The sequence below is a fragment of the Bacillus sp. PAMC28748 genome (assembly GCF_014250415.1).
Taxonomy (GTDB): Bacteria; Bacillota; Bacilli; order Bacillales; family Bacillaceae; genus Bacillus; species Bacillus licheniformis.
Window position 1 is genome coordinate 2441482 of the sequence record NZ_CP060192.1, and the last position, 18406, is coordinate 2459887.

Consider the following 18406-nt stretch of genomic DNA (forward strand, 5'->3'; position numbering starts at 1 on the left):
AAAGGAGGAGAAGAAAATGACAGAAGTTGTGAGATGCGCCGTATTGGGGCTTGGAAGGCTCGGCTATTACCATGCGAAAAACCTCAAAACCGAGGTGCCCGGAGTCCTGCTCGCCGCTGTAGCCGATCCGGCAGAGGGAAGTGCGAGGGAGGTTGCAGCTGAACTGGGTGTTGAAAAGTGGTTTGAAGACCCGTTTGAGTGCCTCCGCGATCCGGAAATTGATGCCGTTGTCATCGTTACACCGACATCCACTCATGCCGAAATGATCAAACAGGCAGCCGAATTCGGCAAACAGATTTTTGTGGAGAAGCCGCTGACATTAAATCTTGAAGAGTCAATAGAAGTCATTTCCAAGGTCAAAGAAATGGGCGTGATTTGCCAGGTGGGGTTTATGAGGCGGTTTGATCCTGCTTATGCGGATGCCAAAAGAAGGATCGATGCCGGAGAGATCGGCAAACCGATCTATTATAAAGGGTTTACGCGCGATTTTGGCTCTCCTCCGGCCGAATTCATCAAAAAAAGCGGCGGTATTTTCGTCGATTGTTCGATTCATGACTATGACATCGCTCGTTATTTAATGGGGGCTGAAATCACTGCGGTTTCCGGCCACGGAAGGGTTTTGAAGCACGCATTCATGCCGGGATGCCATGACGTCGATCAGGCGCTCACCTATATGGAGTTTGATTCGGGAGCGGCGGGTGATGCGGAAGCAAGCCGCAATTCGTCTTACGGCCACGATATCCGCGCCGAAATCATCGGAACGGACGGCAGCATCTTCATCGGGATGCTGCGGAACCCGGCGGTTACAGTGCGGACCGGAAAGGGGAGCAGCTATAATATCATTCCCGATTTCCAGGCGAGGTTCCATGAAGCGTACTGTTTGGAGCTGCAGCATTTTGCTGATTGTGTTCGCATCAAAACGAAACCGCTTGTGACTGAAGTGGATGCGGCGGTCAATCTTGAAATCGCGCTTGCGGCCACACAATCCTGGTCAACAGGCAGGCCCGTCAAGATTCAGTATCAGACGAAAAAGCTTACGGTATGAAACGGGGGCCACCCTGAGCGGGCTGTTGAGATGATCCTGCGGTCACAAAGGAACAACAGGAAGGAGGGCGTAAGGAAGCGTTCCCCGCCCGGTGCCGCCTTTCTCCATGCGTTTTCAATTTTGCGGGCTTCCCATGGATGCCGGAGGATTAGACCCGTCCGTCATTCCGGCGGTAAAAAAACGGCATGGCGCCGATTTGTTGTACACGATTCCGTCATTTCACAATCCGACGGGCAAACTGATGTCCGAAGACCGGAAGCGCGAGCTGATTCAAATCAGCAAGCAGCTGTCGCTCCCGGTTATTGAAGATGACGCATATGGCGATTTGCAGCTTGACGGCCCGCCGTCGTCGCCGCTGAAGGCCATGGACAGAGAAGGCAGCATTCTTTATGTCGGCACATTATCGAAAACCGTCAGTCCCGGCCTCCGCATCGGCTGGGTCGCAGGTCCGGAGCCCGTCATCGAGAGGCTGGCCGATATTAAAATGCAGACTGACTACGGATCAAGTTCATTGTCGCAATGGGCGGCTGCAAAGTGGCTTTCAAGCGGGCTCTATGATGAAAATCTCAGCCGGATTAAAGTCGAACTGAGACAAAGGCGGGATGAAGCGCTCCGGTGTCTTGAGACCTATTGCAGAGGAATCGCCCGCTGGGAAAAGCCCTCAGGCGGATTTTACATTTGGGTCACATTCCTAAAACCGCTCTCGCTCAGCGCTTTGTTCGAACAAGCATTACAGAAAAACATCCTCATCAATCCCGGCACCCTCTACGATAAGGAAGCCAAATACAGCATCAGATTGTCCTATTCGTACGCCTCTTTGACAGAGCTTCGCTACGGCATTCAAACAATCGCAGAACTCGCCGGTAAGCTCATGTGAACCCCGCTGTACCGGCTGCTGAAAAAGCGACGTTCAGCAGCCGCTCCGCTTTTTATTTCAGGCCTCAGGTTATTTAAAAACAGTCCATAAAATTCCATTAATATATCATTCAAGGAACTATTGATTCATATTAGCAGATGAATGTGCAGAAGTGGAAATATTCAAGTTGCCTCGTTATGAGAAACGTCCTATTTTTCTGAATCTTATTGACATGCCGGTGTCACAAAATATACACTTTTTTTGTAATTGAAAATGATAATCTTTATCAATTGGAGGGATGCTTTCTATGCCTGTACAAACGAGTTCTAAAAATCAAGTGTTTTTGGAGCAGCAAAATAGAAGAGAATCTAATGCGCGTTCATATCCGAGAAGATTTCCGCTCGCCATGCAGACAGCGGAAGGCGTCTTGGTGACTGATGCGGATGGAAAGCAATATTATGACTGTCTGGCAGGAGCGGGGACGCTTGCGCTTGGTCATAATCATCCAGTTGTGATTGAAGCGATTCAAAAAATGATTGAGGAAAAACGCCCGCTGCACACCCTTGATATTACTTCGGAAATCAAAGAGGAGTTTGTCAACGAAGTATTTGCAAGCCTTCCTGAGGCGTTTGCCAAACGGGCGAAGATACAGTTTTGCGGTCCGACCGGCGGCGATGCGATCGAAGCCGCTCTCAAGCTTGTCAAAACGGCGACTGGGAAAAGAACCATCCTATCGTTTCACGGCGCCTACCATGGAGCAACTCACGGAACGATGGCGCTGAGCGGGAATTTATCTCCTAAGGAAAACGTCCAGGGTCTCATGCCTGATGTGCATTTCCTGCCATATCCGTATGAATACCGCTGCCCGTTTGGAAAAGGAGGAGAGGCGAGCCACAAGCTGTCGAGCGCATATATCGAAAATATGCTGGATGATCCGGAAAGCGGAGTTTTACAGCCTGCAGGGATGATCTTTGAAGCCGTACAAGGAGAAGGAGGCTCAGTTCCGGCCCGGGCTGAATGGATAAGAGAAATGAGAAGGATTACAAAAGAACGCGGAATCCCTCTGATCATTGACGAGGTGCAGACCGGCATCGGCAGAACCGGCAAAATGTTTGCGTTCGAGCACGCCGGCATTATACCGGATGTCATCGTCCTTTCAAAAGCGATCGGCGGAAGCCTTCCTCTGTCTGTCGTCATCTATGATCAAGACCTTGATCAGTGGGGACCCGGGGCGCACATCGGCACATTCAGAGGGAATCAGATGGCGATGGCGGCCGGAAGTGCAACTTTAAAATATATAAAAGAGCACGATGTGCTATCACATGTAGAAAAGGTCGGAGCGAAGCTCATGCGGGAATTGCAAGACATTCAGGAGCACGTTCCCGAAATCGGCGATGTCCGGGGACGAGGGCTGATGATCGGCGCCGAAATTGTCGCACCGCATAAAAAGCAAAACGCAAACGGCAGCTATCCGGCTGATGCGGAGCTTGCAAGCACGATTCAAAGAAAATGCTTTGAAAAAGGACTGATCGTTGAAACGGGAGGCCGCCACGGAAGCGTGATCCGCTTCTTGCCGCCGCTTATCGTAACAGAGGCGCAAATCGACGATATCATCACGATCTTCAGAGAGGCCGTCTATGAAGCAGTCAAGTAAACAAAAAAACTTTGATTCCCTGTTTATGCACAACGGGGAACAGGGGATCAAAGCATACCGTGACGCGGTAGAGACCGCTGTAGAGACGCTTTGGGCCGATTGGAAGAATAAATCGAAGCCCTACAGCGGGAAGATGCCGAAAGAATTGGATCTCGAAATCAAAAGCTTGTTTTCGTTTCAGGAAGCGGGAGAATCGCTTGCGGATGTTCTTGAGCATCTGAAAGAAGCCTATTTGCCGCACCGGATTCATGTTGAAGATCCAAAATGCGCCGCACACCTGCACTGTCCGCCGCTGATCCCGGCGCTTGCTGCAGAGATGCTGATCAGCGTGCTGAATCAGTCGATGGATTCGTTTGATCAAAGCGGAGCGGCTTCATTGATCGAGGAAGAAATGGTGCAGTGGCTTTGCCGAAAGTTTGAATACGGAAAAGATGCTGACGGAACATTTACGAGCGGAGGGACACAGTCTAATTACATGGGGCTTCTTTTGGCCCGCGATGCCTTCTGCGAAAAGCAGTGGAACTGGAATGTACAGAAGGACGGACTGCCGCCGGAAGCGAACAGGCTGCGGATCCTCTGTTCAAAGGATGCTCATTTTACCGTGAAAAAGTCGGCTTCCCAGCTCGGCCTCGGAGAGCGCGCCGTCGTGCTTGTCGATACCGATGCTGAAAAGCGGATGAGCCTTTACGATTTAAAGCAAAAAACCGCTATGCTGAAGGAATCGGGCTTACATCCATTTGCGATTGTCGCAACATGCGGAACGACGGACTTCGGAAGCATCGATCCGCTTTCCGAGCTTGCGGATGCCGCGCATGCTGGCGGGCTTTGGTTCCACGTTGATGCCGCATATGGCGGAGCGTTGATTTTGAGCAGGACCCGCCGCTATAAATTGGCTGGGATCGACAGGGCCGATTCAATCAGCGTCGACTTCCACAAGCAGTTTTATCAGCCGGTCAGCTGCGGCGCTTTTCTTGTAAAAGACAGAAGACATTTCCGCTTGATTGATTATCATGCCGATTATTTAAATCCTGAGGAGGATGAAGCGGAGGGAATCGTTCATCTCGTCAATAAATCGATTCAGACGACGCGGCGCTTTGACGCCTTAAAGCTGTTTGTCTCGCTGCGTGTGCTTGGAGAAGATACATTCGCCGAGATGATCGACTGGACATTCGCATTGGCTGAAGCGGCAGCGGAAAAAATCTCAGCAAGCGATCGGTTCGAACTGCTGAATCCGCACCCTGAACTGAACGCTGTCGTCTTCCGCTGCCTCGCCTCAGAAGACGACGCGGAGAACGACCGTTTGAATAAATGTATCCACAGAGAATTGTTCAGAACGGGACAGGCGGTGATCGCAAAGACGGCAGCAGCTGGGAAAACATATTTAAAATTCACGCTGCTGAATCCGCGGACGACGCTTTCGGATCTTGATGACATTCTCGGGAGGATTCAAGAGCTTGCAAGTCTTTATACGAATAGCAGGAGGGTAACAGGATGAGTTCATTTAAAGAAATAGCAGAAAACGCCACGATTCAAAGCTTTTTAAATTGCTATTTGCGTGAAACCGGCATCGAAACCCGTGAGATCGCGGACGGCTCTCAAAAAACGCTGATTGTCCCGCTAGAGCGCCAGCAGATCGAGCTGATCGTTCCGATCAAGTACTGGTCGAAGACGGGAAGGCACCTTTTCTCATTTCCGCTTTATTATCAAACAGCCCAAAACGGAAAGCCGCTTCCACTCGACTATGTGACGCTCGTCTCCCTCGCTTCAAAGGAATTGCTTCTTCAGCAAAGCCGCGGGGGTGCCGAGGATGAATTCATGCTCAGAGTCATTTTGAGCTGCCGAAATATCAGCCGTTATGTTGAGGAACGAGCCGATGATCAAAGTGAGCTTAGCCGTGCTGATTTTACGTTTATCGAAGCGGAGCAGTCGCTCTTGCTCGGCCATCTGATGCATCCGACGCCAAAAAGCAGGCAGGGGATGAAGCCTGAAGAGGAAAGCATCTATTCGCCTGAACTTAAAGGGGAGTTTCAGCTTCATTACTTTAAGGCACACGCCTCCCTCGTTCTGCACGACTCAAGTACAGGAACAAAAGCGCCGCTAGTCATTCAAGAGGAATTGAGAAACGACCCGATGATTGACAATGCGTGGCTGGATGAGCAAACGGCCGATCCGGATTTTGCGCTTCTTCCCGCACATCCGCTCCAGGCGAGAGCCTTGTTGGAGGAGCCGTATGTGCAAAAATTGATCGCTCAAGGTCTCCTTACATATCTCGGCGCAAAAGGCCGGAAGTATACGGCGACATCCTCCGTCCGCACGGTCTACAGCAAGCACTCGCGCTATATGTACAAATTTTCGGTACCGATCAAAATCACGAATTCGCTGCGTGTGAACAAGCAGAAAGAATTGGACAGAGGTGTTGAAATGGCCCGGCTGCTTCAGACAGAGCTCGGCCAAAGGTTGAAACAGGAGTTTCCGGGCTTTCGCGTCATCACAGATCCTGCTTACATTTCCATTCGAGGAGAGAACGGGGAGTCCGGCTTTGAAGTCGTGATCAGGGAGAATCCGTTTTATGAAGACGACCGTTCGGCATGTCTGATCGCCGGGCTTTGCCAAGATCACGCCTACGGGAAAGAGTCGCGGCTGTGCTCTGTCATCCGCGGGCTGGCTTTAGAAGAAGGGCGGACGACGGAAGAAGTGAGCATCGATTGGTTTGACAAATACTTATCGATTTCGCTTGAGCCAGTTTTATGGCTGTTTGAAACATACGGGCTGGCGATTGAAGCGCACCAGCAAAACGCCGTCATCCGCTTAAAAAACGGCTATCCGGAGACATTTTACTACAGGGACAACCAAGGCTATTATTACAGCGAATCAAAAGCCGGGATTCTTTCCAAGCTGATCGAAGGCTTGAGCGAAAGGAGCGAGACGATCTGCTCGGACAGCGTGGCTGTAGAGAGACTGCGCTATTATTTCTTCTTCAACCATTTGTTTGGGCTTGTAAACGGGTTTGGCTGCGAAGGGCTGATCGGGGAAGAAACGCTCCTGTCCATGATCAGAGAGCGGCTTGAAAAAGCGGAGCAAATTTACGGTATCACAGAGCTGACGGACAGCCTCCTTCGTTTTGCGGAGCTTCCGTGCAAGGCCAATCTGCTGACGAGATTTTACGACATGGATGAGCTGACAGGCTCGCTTGAAACCCAGTCTCGCTATACGTCTGTCAACAATCCGCTTTTAAAGGAGGCGGCGGCTGTCCAATGAATGAACGGATCACATTTCAAAAAGCGGACTATGAAAGAGACATATCGCTCGTCTACCGCTGGATGCAGGAGGAGCATGTCATTCCGTTTTGGCATTTAAACATGCCGTTTGCAAAATTTGAAGCCCATTTTCACAAGGCCATCACAGACCCTCACCAAACGCTGTACATCGGCTTTATCGACGGTGTGCCGATGAGCTACTGGGAGTCGTACTGGGTCAAGGGAGACATCATTGAACACCACTATGACAATGAACCTTTTGACCAGGGCATCCACCTGTTGATCGGTGAAAAAGCGCATTTGGGTAAAGGTCTTGCCCTTCCGCTATTAAAAGCGATGGTCAACATGCAATTTGCCGTGCCTGAAACAAAAAAGGTGATCGCAGAGCCGGATATCCGCAACAAAAAAATGATTCATGTTTTTGAAAAATGCGGGTTTCGCCCTATTAAACCTGTGAATCTCCCTGATAAAACCGGATTATTGATGTTTTGCGAACGAGAACGTTTTTTTGAAAAGGAGAAAAAAGATGAACTCTACAAAGAGACCCAATGATGTATACGATGTCATCGGCGTCGGCATCGGGCCGTTTAATCTCGGCCTTGCCGCATTGGCTGACTCCGTGCCTGAGATCAATGCGCTGTTTTTTGAACGAAACGAAAGCTTTAACTGGCATCCCGGCATGCTGATTGAAGGAACGACACTGCAGGTGCCGTTTTTGGCCGACTTGGTGAGCATGGCCGATGTGACAAGCAAATACAGCTTTTTAAACTATCTTCAGCAGCATAACCGTCTTTATTCTTTTTATTTTCTGGAAGACTTTCATATTCCGAGACAGGAATACAACCACTACTGCCGCTGGGTGGCAGAACAGCTCGACCCGTGCCGCTTCGGGATGAATGTCGAAAGCATATCACTCGTTGAATCGAACCCGGAGGCGCTTTTTAAGGTGCGGGTCGCGAATCGGGAGAACGGAGGGGAAGCGGTTTATTACACGAGGCATATTGCGCTTGGCATTGGGACGGGCCCGCACGTTCCCGATGCGCTCTCAGACGCTTTGGGGGGCTCGGTGTTCCATTCAGCCGAGTATTTAAAGAGAAAGCCCGGCGGATTTAAAGGGAAAAGGGTGGCCGTCGTCGGCTCCGGGCAAAGCGCAGCCGAAGTGTTTTATGACCTGGTCGGTGAAGATGAAGCGGAGCATGTCAGCTGGCTCACCCGCTCAAAAGGCTTCTTCCCAATGGAATATTCGAACCTCGGACTCGAATATTTTTCGCCTGACTATATCGATTTTTTCTATCAGCTTCCGCAGTGGAAAAAAGATGAATTGCTAACGCAGCAGGATCTTCTTTATAAAGGAATCAGCGCGAAGACGATCAGCGATATTTATCATATTCTGTATGAGCGGACCTGCGGGGGGCGGAAAGCGGCTTTTGATCTTCAGTCCATGACAGAAGTCGAGCAGATCGAACAGCGTGGGGAAACGCTGGTTCTATACTGCACAAACCGGGTGAATGAAGACCGGTTTGAGCGGCAGGCAGATGTGGTCGTTCTGGCGACGGGCTATAAAGAGAGGCTGCCGGAATGTCTGGCGCCTGTTGACAGTTTGATTGAAAAGGACGCGAGCGGCCGCTACGTGATTACACGCGACTACAGACTAGTGACAGCTGCAAAATCAAAAAACCATATTTTTATTCAAAACGGAGAGCTGCACACGCACGGTGTCGGTGCACCTGACCTGGGACTCGGCGCTTACCGGAACTCGGTGATCATCAATCAGCTGGCCGGGAGAGAAGTATACACCGTCAGCCATAAAACGGTTTTTCAGACATTCGGAACAGGAATCGCGGAAAAAACAGCTGTACCAAACGGCTAATAAAGGAGGCATTTTCATGTTGTTTCAAGATGAATTAAAGAGGGTCCTCGATCCTGACAGGTGGAGAGAAGTCAATCGGCGATTGCTGGCGAAGATGCTTTCTGAATATATGTATGAGGATATCATTAAGCCCGATTTCATTGAAACTGAAGACGGCATCAACCGCTATGAGCTGAGAACGGCCGAGGATAAGGTGTACCGGTTTGCCGCCAAACCACGCATGTTTGACAGTTTTGACGCGGTGCCGGAGACGATTGAAGTCTTCAAGGGCGGACAATGGACAAAACATGTGAGCGCGATTGAATTTCTCCTGGATATTCAGCCGCATATCCCGATGAGTCCGGAGACAGCGGGTCATTTGATCAAGGAGTTCAACCATACGATGCTGGCTGATGCCCACCTTTTGGCAAAGGATGCGCTTACGGCTGACGAGCTGACCGAAGCCGATTATGCCGTAATTGAAGGCGAGATGACCGGCCATCCGTGGATCGTCTACAACAAAGGAAGAATCGGTTTTGGCTATGATGACTACCTCCGGTTTGCCCCGGAAAATCAGAGAGCCAAACGGCTGCTGTGGATCGCTGTACACAAAGATACCGCGTCATTTCACTCGGTTGAAGGGCTCGATTATGAGACGCTGATTCATAAAGAGCTTGATGAGCTGACTTTAAGGCAATTCGCTAAAGTCATAGAAAAGCAGGGCGCAGCCAGTGAAGACTATTATTATATGCCCGTCCACGAATGGCAGTGGACAAATACGATCATTCAGCAGTTTCCTGAAGAAATTGCTTCAAAAGCGATCATTCCTTTAGGGGAAGGCGGAGACGAGTACCTGCCGCAGCAATCGATTAGGACCTTTACAAACATCACAAACAAACACAAGCATCATATTAAACTGCCGATGAGCATTTTAAATACGCTTGTATACAGAGGCCTGCCGTCGGAACGTACGGTTATCGCGCCGAAAATCACTGAGCATATCAAAGGGATCGCCGAAAACGACGCATTTCTAAAAGACGAATGCCGGGTGATCCTGCCAGGCGAAAATGCCAGTCTGAACGTTGACCACCAATACTATCACTCTCTTGAAAAAGCCCCGTATCAATATTTGGAAATGCTCGGCGCTATTTTCAGAGAAAGCATTTATACGTATTTGGAAGAAGGAGAACGGCCTGTTACGCTCGCTTCTTTAACATACATTGATCAAGGCGGCGTGCCGTTTATCAGGCGCCTGATCGAAAAGTCGGGGCTGTCAGCGGAGGAGTGGATCGGAAAGCTGTTTGACACCGTGATGCCGCCGCTTCTGCATTTCATGTACCGCTACGGAACCGTATTTTCACCGCACGGACAAAATACGATTCTCGTCTTAAAAGATCATCAGCCGCACAGGCTGGCGATTAAAGATTTTGTTGATGACGTCAATATCAGCGACCAGCCGCTTCCTGAACTGAGCGGTTTGACAGGGGATTTAAAAGCCGTTCTCAGAAGCGAGCCGCCGGAAGGGCTTGTGCAGTTTATCTTTACCGGGCTTTTCATTTGCCATTTGCGCTATGTAGCCAACATTTTAGAAAATGACGGTCTGCTTCCTGAAAAGCGTCTGTGGAAAGCTCTGGCTGATGCGATTCTTGATTATCAGCAAAAATTCCCTGAACTGCGTGAGCGCTTCGAATTGTTCGACTTATTCAAGCCGGAATTGACGAAGCTCTGCCTCAACAGAAACCGGATGGTCGACTACGGCTACAAGGACGGCGATGACCGCCCGCACGCCTCCGAATTCGGAAAAGTGACAAATGCGCTTGCGAAATTTAAAAAAGAGGCCGCAAAGCTGTAATGCTAATGCGGCCGAGAATGCCCCGCTTCCGGCGGGGTTTTTTTACGTCAATTTCTTATACATCAAAATATGAGGTCCGATCGGCGGTATGTCGTAGACTTCGCCCTGTTCGCTGAAGCCGAGCTTTTCATAGTAGCCGCTCACAGATGTCCTGGCATTGCACCATAAAAGGTCTGCCCCCTTTTTCCGAAGAAGCTCTTCGGCATGGCGGATGAGCGTGCTTCCCGCTTTTTGCTCACGGTATCCTTCAAGCGTCGCCATCCCTCTCAGCTGATACTGTTCTTCGCCTTCAAGCTCTGAATGTTCGGCTTTATGAAAGGAAGCGATGCTGATCAGCTTGCCCCGGTAATATCCACCGAGGTGAAACGCACCCCCGAGCAAATCGGTTTCATACATACATGCTTCAAGCGGCTGATTCGGCCGGAGAATGCGGTGCCTGATCTCATACGTATCTTCCGCGTTTATTGGTTTGACTTCAATCATATGATTCCTCCTTCAGTTGCAGATCAGATGAGAGCGATCGATTTTCAGCATGCTGTGATGTTATTCCATTATATATAACGCTTGTGGAAACAATCAAAGCAGGATGATCATCACCCCCTGATCTGTTTAAAGAATCATTTCCCCCGGGAGGCGGTCCCTAATCCCTATATCGTAAATGGCGGAATATATCGTCCATCCACATCGGTAAACTGATATTCTTTGGCTAAATCACCAACTCTTAACGCACGTCCGCTTTTCTCCATCACATCCGGATCCTTAGCCAATGCTGTGATTCCGCGTCCGACATAATAAGGCGTTTCGGTTCTCCTTAAATCTTCCGACTCCCGCCAATGCGCCTCATCTGATTCATGGTATTTCAGCACAAGTTCGGTTCTCATAAATCCCGGCGAAACGGCAATAACGGCAATGTTGTCCCGTTTTAATTCCAATGAAAGACCGTACGCCATGCGGACGATTGCGTTCTTGGCCAAATCGTAATAAAACTGTCCGGTGTACTTGTTCTCATCCCAGAAGGTCGTGTGAATGATAAGAGCTTGTTTATTTTCGCGAAGGAGCGGCACGGCGAAGTGGTTTGTCGCCAGCTGGGCACGCACCCCGGCGGCGAACATCGTATCCCAATTTTTCAATGACAATTCCCAAAAAGGCTTTGCCTCGACACCCAGATCGTGCGCCCCCCACACATTGTTGATCAAAATATCCAGTTTTCCTTGCTCTTCGCGAATTTTAGCGATGACAGCCTCTGTTTCTGCATCGTTCGTATGATCACATCTTACAGCAATAGCCTTTCCGCCGGAAGCTTCAATTTGTGACACGGTGTCATCAATTGTACCGGGCCATTGATTCGTGGAAGCCCCTCTGATGCTGCGGCCTGTAATATACACGGTTGCACCGGCTTTTCCAAGTTCTGCAGCGATGGCGCGGCCCGCGCCTCTGCTTCCGCCTGTTACGAGGGCGATTTTTCCTTTCAGCGGCTTCATTCATCCCATTCCTTTCATTTAAAAAGATATGTTCATTATAAAAGCTCAATCTTGACAACCATTGTCATATTTTATTAAATAAGTTCATTCATTGATAAGAAAGGTGGTCATATGAGAGGGGATCGACTGATATCTATTCTTTTAATGCTTCAGGCACAAGGGCAAATGACGGCGAAAGAATTAGCGGAAAGGCTGGAAGTCTCCGAGCGCACGATTTACAGGGATATGGAAGCTTTAAGCGGAGCGGGGATTCCCGTTGTGGCCGAACGCGGCATAAACGGAGGCTGGTCATTGCTTGATGATTACCAAACCACTCTAACCGGCTTAAAAGAATCTGAAATACGCGCACTATTTGTTCCGCTTTCTGAACAATTGCTTGACGATCTCGGATTAACCCGCATATCCGAAGAAGCCCGAAATAAACTGATTGCCTCGCTGCCTTCGGAATATCGCCAAAACGCAAAGGATGTATGGAACCGCATATATATTGATACCTGTTCATGGCGCCATAAGAAAGAAAAAGCAGAATCCTTTGAAGTGCTGAAAGATGCCATATGGAAAGATCAAAAATTAAAAATTGTCTATCAGCGGGCAGATGGACAAACGGCTGATCGTGTTGTTGCACCGCTTGGGCTGGTGGCTAAAGGGGCGAACTGGTATCTGATTGCATCTAAAGAAAATGGGGAGATTCGGAATTACAGGGCTTCACGGATTAAATCTGCCGTTTTTGTCCGCGAAACGTTTGATAGGCCCGAAAATTTTGATATTGCTCACGTGTGGCGGTCTTCAACAAAGGAATTTATTGAAAGGCTGCCGACGTATGAAGTGCGGGTGAAGGCGGCGCAGGCCATCTTGCCGAGGCTGTCGTTTACCAATCATTTTGTGCGGATCATCGAAACAAATGAGATCGATCAGGAGGGCTGGATCCCCGTTACGCTATCCTTTGATACGGAAGAAGAAGCAAAAAGGTATATACTCGGATTCGCAGAGCACATGAGGATCATTGAACCTAAAGAACTGCACGGAAAGATACTTAAAATGGCTGAATCCATAGTTGCGCATTATAAAACCTGAAAGCGGCAATGACTTTATGTTAAAGACATACATGATAAACCCTGCCGGCCGCAAACGGCAGGCAGGGTCTTCGTTTAATGAACATTGAAATATCTGGCTTCCGGGTGGGAGACAACGATCGCTGATACGGAAGCTTCGGGCTCCATCATGAAGCCGTCTGTTAAGTGAACGCCGATGCCTTCGGGCTGGATGAGCCTGAAAAGCTTTTCCTGATCTTCAAGATTCGGACAGGCCGGGTATCCGAAGGAATAGCGCTGCCCTTGGTATTTCGCCTGAAAACGCTGTTCCATCGTGAAGTCGGGTGCATCAGGGAAGCCCCAGCGGTCGCGGATAACCTGGTGCGTCCGTTCGGCGAGCCCTTCGGCCAGCTCAAGAGCAAGCGCTTGTACCGCATGGCTTTTCAAGTAGTCGCCTTCCTCCTTAAAGCGGTTGGCGGCAGCTCTTACATGCCTGCCCGCCGTTACGGCAAAGAACGAGACATAATCAAGCTCTCCCTTCGGTCGGACGTAATCGGAAATACAGCGGTACGGAAGCTTTTCCTGCCTTGGAAAAACAAACGTTTCAAGGATGCTGTCTTTGTTCACTGGATCTAAAATATGAAGCGAATCCCCGTCGCTGTACGCAGGGAAAAATTGGTAGACGACCGCAGGATCGAACCAGCCGTGTTCTTTTCCGTCTCTCAGCAGCTCGTCGATCAGTTCTTTCAGCTCCAGTGCTTTTGGATGCTGTTCAGCCAGTAGTTTTTTGACTTTCCCTTTCAAGCCGAGATGATGGCCGAGCAGCATTTGTTCATTGACATACGGCACAATATAGGAAAGGTCGATGTTTTTCAAATAGTGCCGTTTCAAGTCTTCAGGCTGAAAGACCGGCGCCTTCGGAACGTGCGCCCGTTTTTCAAGCATTTCAATTACGGCTTTCGTCTGCTTTTTTTCCGCGACGGCGGCGGGTGCAGCGGCTTCTTTTTTCTCGAGAAACTGCGACGGGTCCGTCCGCAGCTGATTGGCGAGCGATAGGCCGTCCATGGCGTCCTTCGCGTATAAAACCGGCCCTTTATATTCAGGCGAAATTTTCATGTTCGTGAATTTTCTTGAAAGCGCGGCTCCGCCGACCATGATCGGGATGGAAATATCCGCTTTATCGAGATCCTTCGCCGTAACGACCATCTGCTGCGCCGATTTGACGAGCAGGCCGGACAGACCGATGATGTCGGGGTTCTCTTTGCGGATCGCCTCAATTAACTCCTGCGGTGTCACTTTAATCCCAAGATCGACTACCTTGTAGCCGTTGTTGCTTAAAATGATGTCGACTAAGTTTTTGCCGATATCATGGACATCGCCTTTAACGGTTGCCAAAATGATCTTTCCTTTGCCGCTGTCGTCTTTCTTTTCCATATATTGTTCGAGAAAGGAAACGGCAGCTTTCATAACCTCTGCCGACTGCAGAACTTCAGCGACGATCAGCTCATTGTTGTTAAACAGCCGTCCGACCTCTGCCATGCCGTCCATGAGCGGACCGTTGATCACGTCGAGCGGGGTGGCGAATTTTTTCAACGCTTGTTCGAGATCGGGAATCAAGCCTTCTTTTGTACCTTCGATTACGTATTCGGCCAGGCGCTCTTCGAGGGAAAGGGACGTTTTCGGCTGTTTGTCCGCTTTTTTCTTTCCACGATAGAAGTCAGTGAAGGATGCGAGCGTTTTATCGTCGGTATGAAACAGAAGTTTTTCAGCCATCTCGACTTCTTCTTTAGGAATGGAAGCAAACCGCTCAAGCTTTTCTGTATTGACGATCGCGTAATCGAGCCCAGCCTGTGTTGCGTGGTACAAGAATACAGCATTTAAGATTTCCCGGCCGACGGGCGGAAGACCGAATGAGACGTTGCTGACGCCGAGAATCGTTAAGCATTCAGGGAGCTGCTCTTTGATGAGGCGGATCCCTTCGATCGTTTCTTTAGCTGAGCCGATGTATTGTTCATCGCCCGTTCCGACCGGGAAGACGAGCGGATCGAATATGATATCGCTGGCCGGTATTCCGTATTTTTCGGTGAGCAGCTGATGCGACCGGACGGCGACGGCCAGCTTTTTTGCCGCGGTGACTGCCATCCCCTCTTCATCGATCGTGCCGACGACGAGTGCGCCTCCGAACTGTTTGACGAGCGGAAGGATGTCAGCGAACCGTTCTTCGCCGTCTTCAAGATTGATCGAATTGATGATCGCTTTTCCCTGCGAGTATTTCAGCGCCTTTTCAATTACCGTTTTGTCCGTCGAGTCGATGACAAACGGGGCTTTTACTTTTTTCATCGCTTCTTTTAAAAAGCCTTCCATATCTTCCGCTTCATCGCGGTCCGGGTCTGCGAGACAGATGTCGATGACATGGGCGCCGTTTTTCACTTGGGCTCTCGCGATTTCGGATGCTTCCTCAAATTTATGCTCGGCGATGAGCCGCTTGAATTTTCTTGAGCCGATGACATTGGTCCGCTCACCGACAAAAAGGGGACGCATTGTTTCTTCGTAAATTAATCCGTCGATTCCTGAGACGGTGTGCGGCTTTGCTCCCGAAGGAACCGTCCGCGGAGGCAGAAGGGCTACTTCATCGGCCAGCGCTTCAATATGGGCGGGCGTCGTTCCGCAGCAGCCGCCGACAATGTTCAGCCAGCCTTCTTCAGCAAACGCCTTGATTTTTTTCGCCAGCGATTGCGGTGATTCATGGTATTGCCCCTCCTCATCGGGGAGGCCGGCATTCGGATAGCAGCTGACGGCCGTCCTCGCTAGGGAAGAAAGGGTCCTGATGTGATCTGTCATAAATTCCGGGCCTGTCGCGCAATTTAAACCGACGCTGACCGGTTTCATATGCTCGAGGGAGATATAGAACGATTCGATATCCTGGCCGGCAAGCGTCGTGCCCATCGGTTCGATTGTGCCTGACACCATGAGCGGAAGGGTTTTGCCGGTTTTTTCGAAGGCTTGTCTAATGCCGATAAAGCCGGCTTTAACGTTCAGCATATCCTGGCTCGTTTCGAGGAGCAAGAGGTCGGCTCCCCCCGTGATCAGCGCTCTTGCCTGTTCCTCGTAGTTATCGATCAGTTCGTCAAAGGTGGTGCCGCCGGTGACGGAAAGGGTTTTTGTCGTCGGACCCATCGCACCGGCGACAAATCTAGGCCATTTAGGAGTTGAAAACTTTTCGGCGGCCGCTTTGGCGAGTTTGACTGAAGCGAGGTTGACTTCATAGGCTCGATGCCCGAGGTCGTACTCGTCCAGAACGAGCCGGGTGGCTCCGAACGTATTGGTCTCGATGATATCGGCTTTAGCCTCGAGATAGGCTTCGTGGATGCCCTGAATGACATGGGGCGCCGTAATGCTTAGAAATTCATTGCACCCTTCATATGCCTCGCCTCCGAAGTCTGCGGCGGACAAACCGGCGTCTTGGATCATCGTTCCCATCGCACCGTCAAGGACGAGGATTTTTTTCTTCAGCTGGTCATTGATGTTAGACATTTGTCTTCTCCTTTTCTTTCTGATGGATATATGCCGTCAGCTCGGCGGTTAGATCGGACCGCAAAAACGGTGTGATCAGATAAATGCCGTTGAACAGGTCGCACGCCGCATCAAGCAGAGAGCGAGCGATCGCGAGCCCTTCCTCGGCCTGTTTTTGTTTGTCGTTTCCTGCCAGCGCCATCTTTTCGCGGATTGAATCAGGCAGCTTGATGCCGGGGATTTCGTTGTGGATGAATTCCGCGTTGCGGCTGCTGGTGAGCGGCATGACGCCGATATAGATCGGTGTTTCAAGATGCCGCGTTTCCTCGTGGATTTTAATGAGCTGCTCCTCGGAATAGACAGGCTGGGAAATGAAATAGTCTGCGCCGCAGGCGATTTTTTTCTCAAGCCGTTTCACCGCTTTGTCAATGTGTCTGACATTCGGATTGAAGGCGGCCGCCACTGAGAAATTCGTTTTCTTGCCGAGCGGTTTACCCGAATAGGACAAGCCTTCGTTAAACTGCTTGATCAGGCTGATCAAATCGAACGATGTCAGGTCATAGACGGAAGTCGCTCCCGGAAAGTCGCCGATTTTCGACGGATCGCCGGTAATCGCCAGCACGTCTGACAGCCCCAGCGTATCGAGTCCCATTAAATGGGACTGCAGGCCGATCAGGTTGCGGTCTCTGCATGTGATATGAATCAGCGACCTCATATCGAGGCGCTGTTTTAAGAGCGCCCCGCAGGCGACATTGCTGATCCTCGGTGTGGCAAGGGAGTTGTCCGCCAATGTCAGTGCATCGATTCCGGCTGATTTTAGCTCCTCTGCGGCGTGCAAAAATTTCTCAAAGTTTAATTGTTTTGGAGGATCGAGCTCGACGATAATGGACCGTTTCTGCTTTGCCAGATCGTCAAGAGCAGGCTCTGTCCTTTCGTTTTGAACGGCAAGCGCCGCTTTCTTTCTGATTTTCACTCGTTTTTCGGTGACTGGAGGAAGTCCTTTGACGGCCTCAGCCATCGCTCTGATGTGGTTCGGCGTCGTTCCGCAGCAGCCGCCGATGATCCGTGCGCCTTGATTGCGGAATTCCTCCGCGCTTTCCCTGAAATATTCATCATCCGTCTCATAAACAAGCCTGCCTTCGACAAGGGACGGGAGGCTGCTGTTCGGATAGACGGAAAGATAGGCATCTTCTAAAAGCGGGACTTCTTCAAGCGCTCTGATCATATGATAAGGGCCGAGACGGCAGTTGATGCCGACGACATCTGCGCCGAGTGATGCCAGCTGCTTCAGACCGTCCGCAAGCGGGGTGCCGTCCTGAAGAACGCCCTCTTCGTGCATCGAGACATTCAAAATGATCGGCAGCTCCGTTTCCTTTCTGGCAATCTTTAAAACTTCGCGCGCTTCTTCTAAATCGTAATAGGTTTCGAGCAGAAGTCCGTCCGGCTGCTCATTTAACAGAAGGTAGAGCTGTTCGCGGAAGCTTCTTTTAATGTCCTCGAGAGAATACGAGTTTTTGTTGAACGTCCGGATTCCGCCGAGCGTACCGAGAACATAAGCGGAGCCGGCGGCGGCGCGGGCGAGGCGGACGGCTTTTTCGTTGATTTGTTTTGTTTCGTCTTCGAGTCCGTATCTGGACAGCTTGATGAAGTTTGCGCCGTACGTGTTCGTTTGAATAATGTCGGCGCCGGCCTGTACATACGCTTCGTGGACGCGTCTTATTTCTTCGGGCTTGGAGATGTTCAGTTCCTCAAAACACCTGTCGATCCCATAGGAATACAGAAGCGTGCCCATTGCGCCGTCAGCGATTAACGTTTTGTTTTTTATATCCTCCAAAAAACCCATCGTTTTCCCCCTTAATCATTCTTAA

Annotated in this window: 12 protein-coding genes and 1 pseudogene; 9 read left to right on the top strand and 4 right to left on the bottom strand. The window is 50.2% G+C overall.

Annotation, left to right across the window (positions count from 1 at the left end; translation table 11 throughout):
• The first annotated feature begins 16 nt into the window (after positions 1 to 16).
• From H7F26_RS12435 to H7F26_RS12470, 8 genes and pseudogenes are all read left to right on the top strand, one after another.
• Complete coding sequence (locus tag H7F26_RS12435; RefSeq protein WP_003180474.1) at positions 17 to 1045, top strand: scyllo-inositol 2-dehydrogenase; 1029 nt, start codon at positions 17 to 19, stop codon at positions 1043 to 1045.
• Between the two features lie 124 nt (positions 1046 to 1169).
• Positions 1170 to 1922 (top strand): annotated as a pseudogene (locus tag H7F26_RS12440) (PLP-dependent aminotransferase family protein); the annotation flags it as partial.
• A 286-nt stretch (positions 1923 to 2208) separates the two neighbouring features.
• Complete coding sequence (locus tag H7F26_RS12445; RefSeq protein ID WP_003180486.1) at positions 2209 to 3555, top strand: aspartate aminotransferase family protein; 1347 nt, start codon at positions 2209 to 2211, stop codon at positions 3553 to 3555.
• Positions 3539 to 5050 carry a pyridoxal phosphate-dependent decarboxylase family protein gene (locus tag H7F26_RS12450; protein WP_003180488.1) on the top strand — a complete coding sequence of 504 codons (1512 nt, stop codon included), beginning with the start codon at positions 3539 to 3541 and terminating at the stop codon, positions 5048 to 5050. Before H7F26_RS12445 ends, H7F26_RS12450 begins: the two co-directional genes overlap by 17 nt.
• Positions 5047 to 6813, top strand: coding sequence for an IucA/IucC family protein (locus H7F26_RS12455; protein ID WP_003180490.1), 1767 nt, complete (start codon positions 5047 to 5049; stop codon positions 6811 to 6813). Before H7F26_RS12450 ends, H7F26_RS12455 begins: the two co-directional genes overlap by 4 nt.
• The gene (locus H7F26_RS12460; RefSeq protein WP_003180492.1) at positions 6810 to 7364 is read left to right on the top strand and encodes a GNAT family N-acetyltransferase; all 555 of its coding nucleotides are present in this window, start codon (positions 6810 to 6812) and stop codon (positions 7362 to 7364) included. The genes H7F26_RS12455 and H7F26_RS12460 overlap by 4 nt, the downstream gene beginning before the upstream one ends.
• Complete coding sequence (locus H7F26_RS12465) at positions 7339 to 8682, top strand: lysine N(6)-hydroxylase/L-ornithine N(5)-oxygenase family protein (RefSeq protein ID WP_003180495.1); 1344 nt, start codon at positions 7339 to 7341, stop codon at positions 8680 to 8682. The genes H7F26_RS12460 and H7F26_RS12465 overlap by 26 nt, the downstream gene beginning before the upstream one ends.
• A 16-nt stretch (positions 8683 to 8698) precedes the next feature.
• On the top strand, positions 8699 to 10513 hold the full coding sequence (locus tag H7F26_RS12470; protein ID WP_003180496.1) for an IucA/IucC family protein: 1815 nt from the start codon (positions 8699 to 8701) through the stop codon (positions 10511 to 10513).
• Positions 10514 to 10555: 42 nt separating this feature from the next.
• On the opposite strand, the gene H7F26_RS12475 is transcribed toward H7F26_RS12470, so the two are convergent.
• Together H7F26_RS12475 and H7F26_RS12480 are read right to left on the bottom strand one after the other, a co-directional pair.
• Entirely contained in the window at positions 10556 to 10996 is a 441-nt protein-coding gene (locus H7F26_RS12475; RefSeq protein ID WP_003180517.1) for a GNAT family N-acetyltransferase, read from the bottom strand.
• Between the two features lie 164 nt (positions 10997 to 11160).
• On the bottom strand, positions 11161 to 11994 hold the full coding sequence (locus H7F26_RS12480) for a dehydrogenase/reductase SDR family member 1 (RefSeq protein WP_003180519.1): 834 nt from the start codon (positions 11992 to 11994) through the stop codon (positions 11161 to 11163).
• Between the two features lie 111 nt (positions 11995 to 12105).
• On the opposite strand from H7F26_RS12480, the gene H7F26_RS12485 reads away from it, so the two are divergent.
• On the top strand, positions 12106 to 13068 hold the full coding sequence (locus H7F26_RS12485; RefSeq protein ID WP_003180521.1) for a helix-turn-helix transcriptional regulator: 963 nt from the start codon (positions 12106 to 12108) through the stop codon (positions 13066 to 13068).
• A gap of 74 nt (positions 13069 to 13142) precedes the next feature.
• Here the strand turns inward: H7F26_RS12485 and metH are convergent, their stop codons facing one another.
• Together metH and H7F26_RS12495 are read right to left on the bottom strand one after the other, a co-directional pair.
• Entirely contained in the window at positions 13143 to 16559 is a 3417-nt protein-coding gene (metH, locus tag H7F26_RS12490; protein WP_016885916.1) for a methionine synthase, read from the bottom strand.
• Positions 16552 to 18381 (bottom strand): bifunctional homocysteine S-methyltransferase/methylenetetrahydrofolate reductase, encoded by a 1830-nt coding sequence (locus H7F26_RS12495; protein WP_185855184.1) that lies wholly within the window; start codon positions 18379 to 18381, stop codon positions 16552 to 16554. The genes metH and H7F26_RS12495 overlap by 8 nt, the downstream gene beginning before the upstream one ends.
• Between the last annotated feature and the right edge of the window lie 25 nt (positions 18382 to 18406).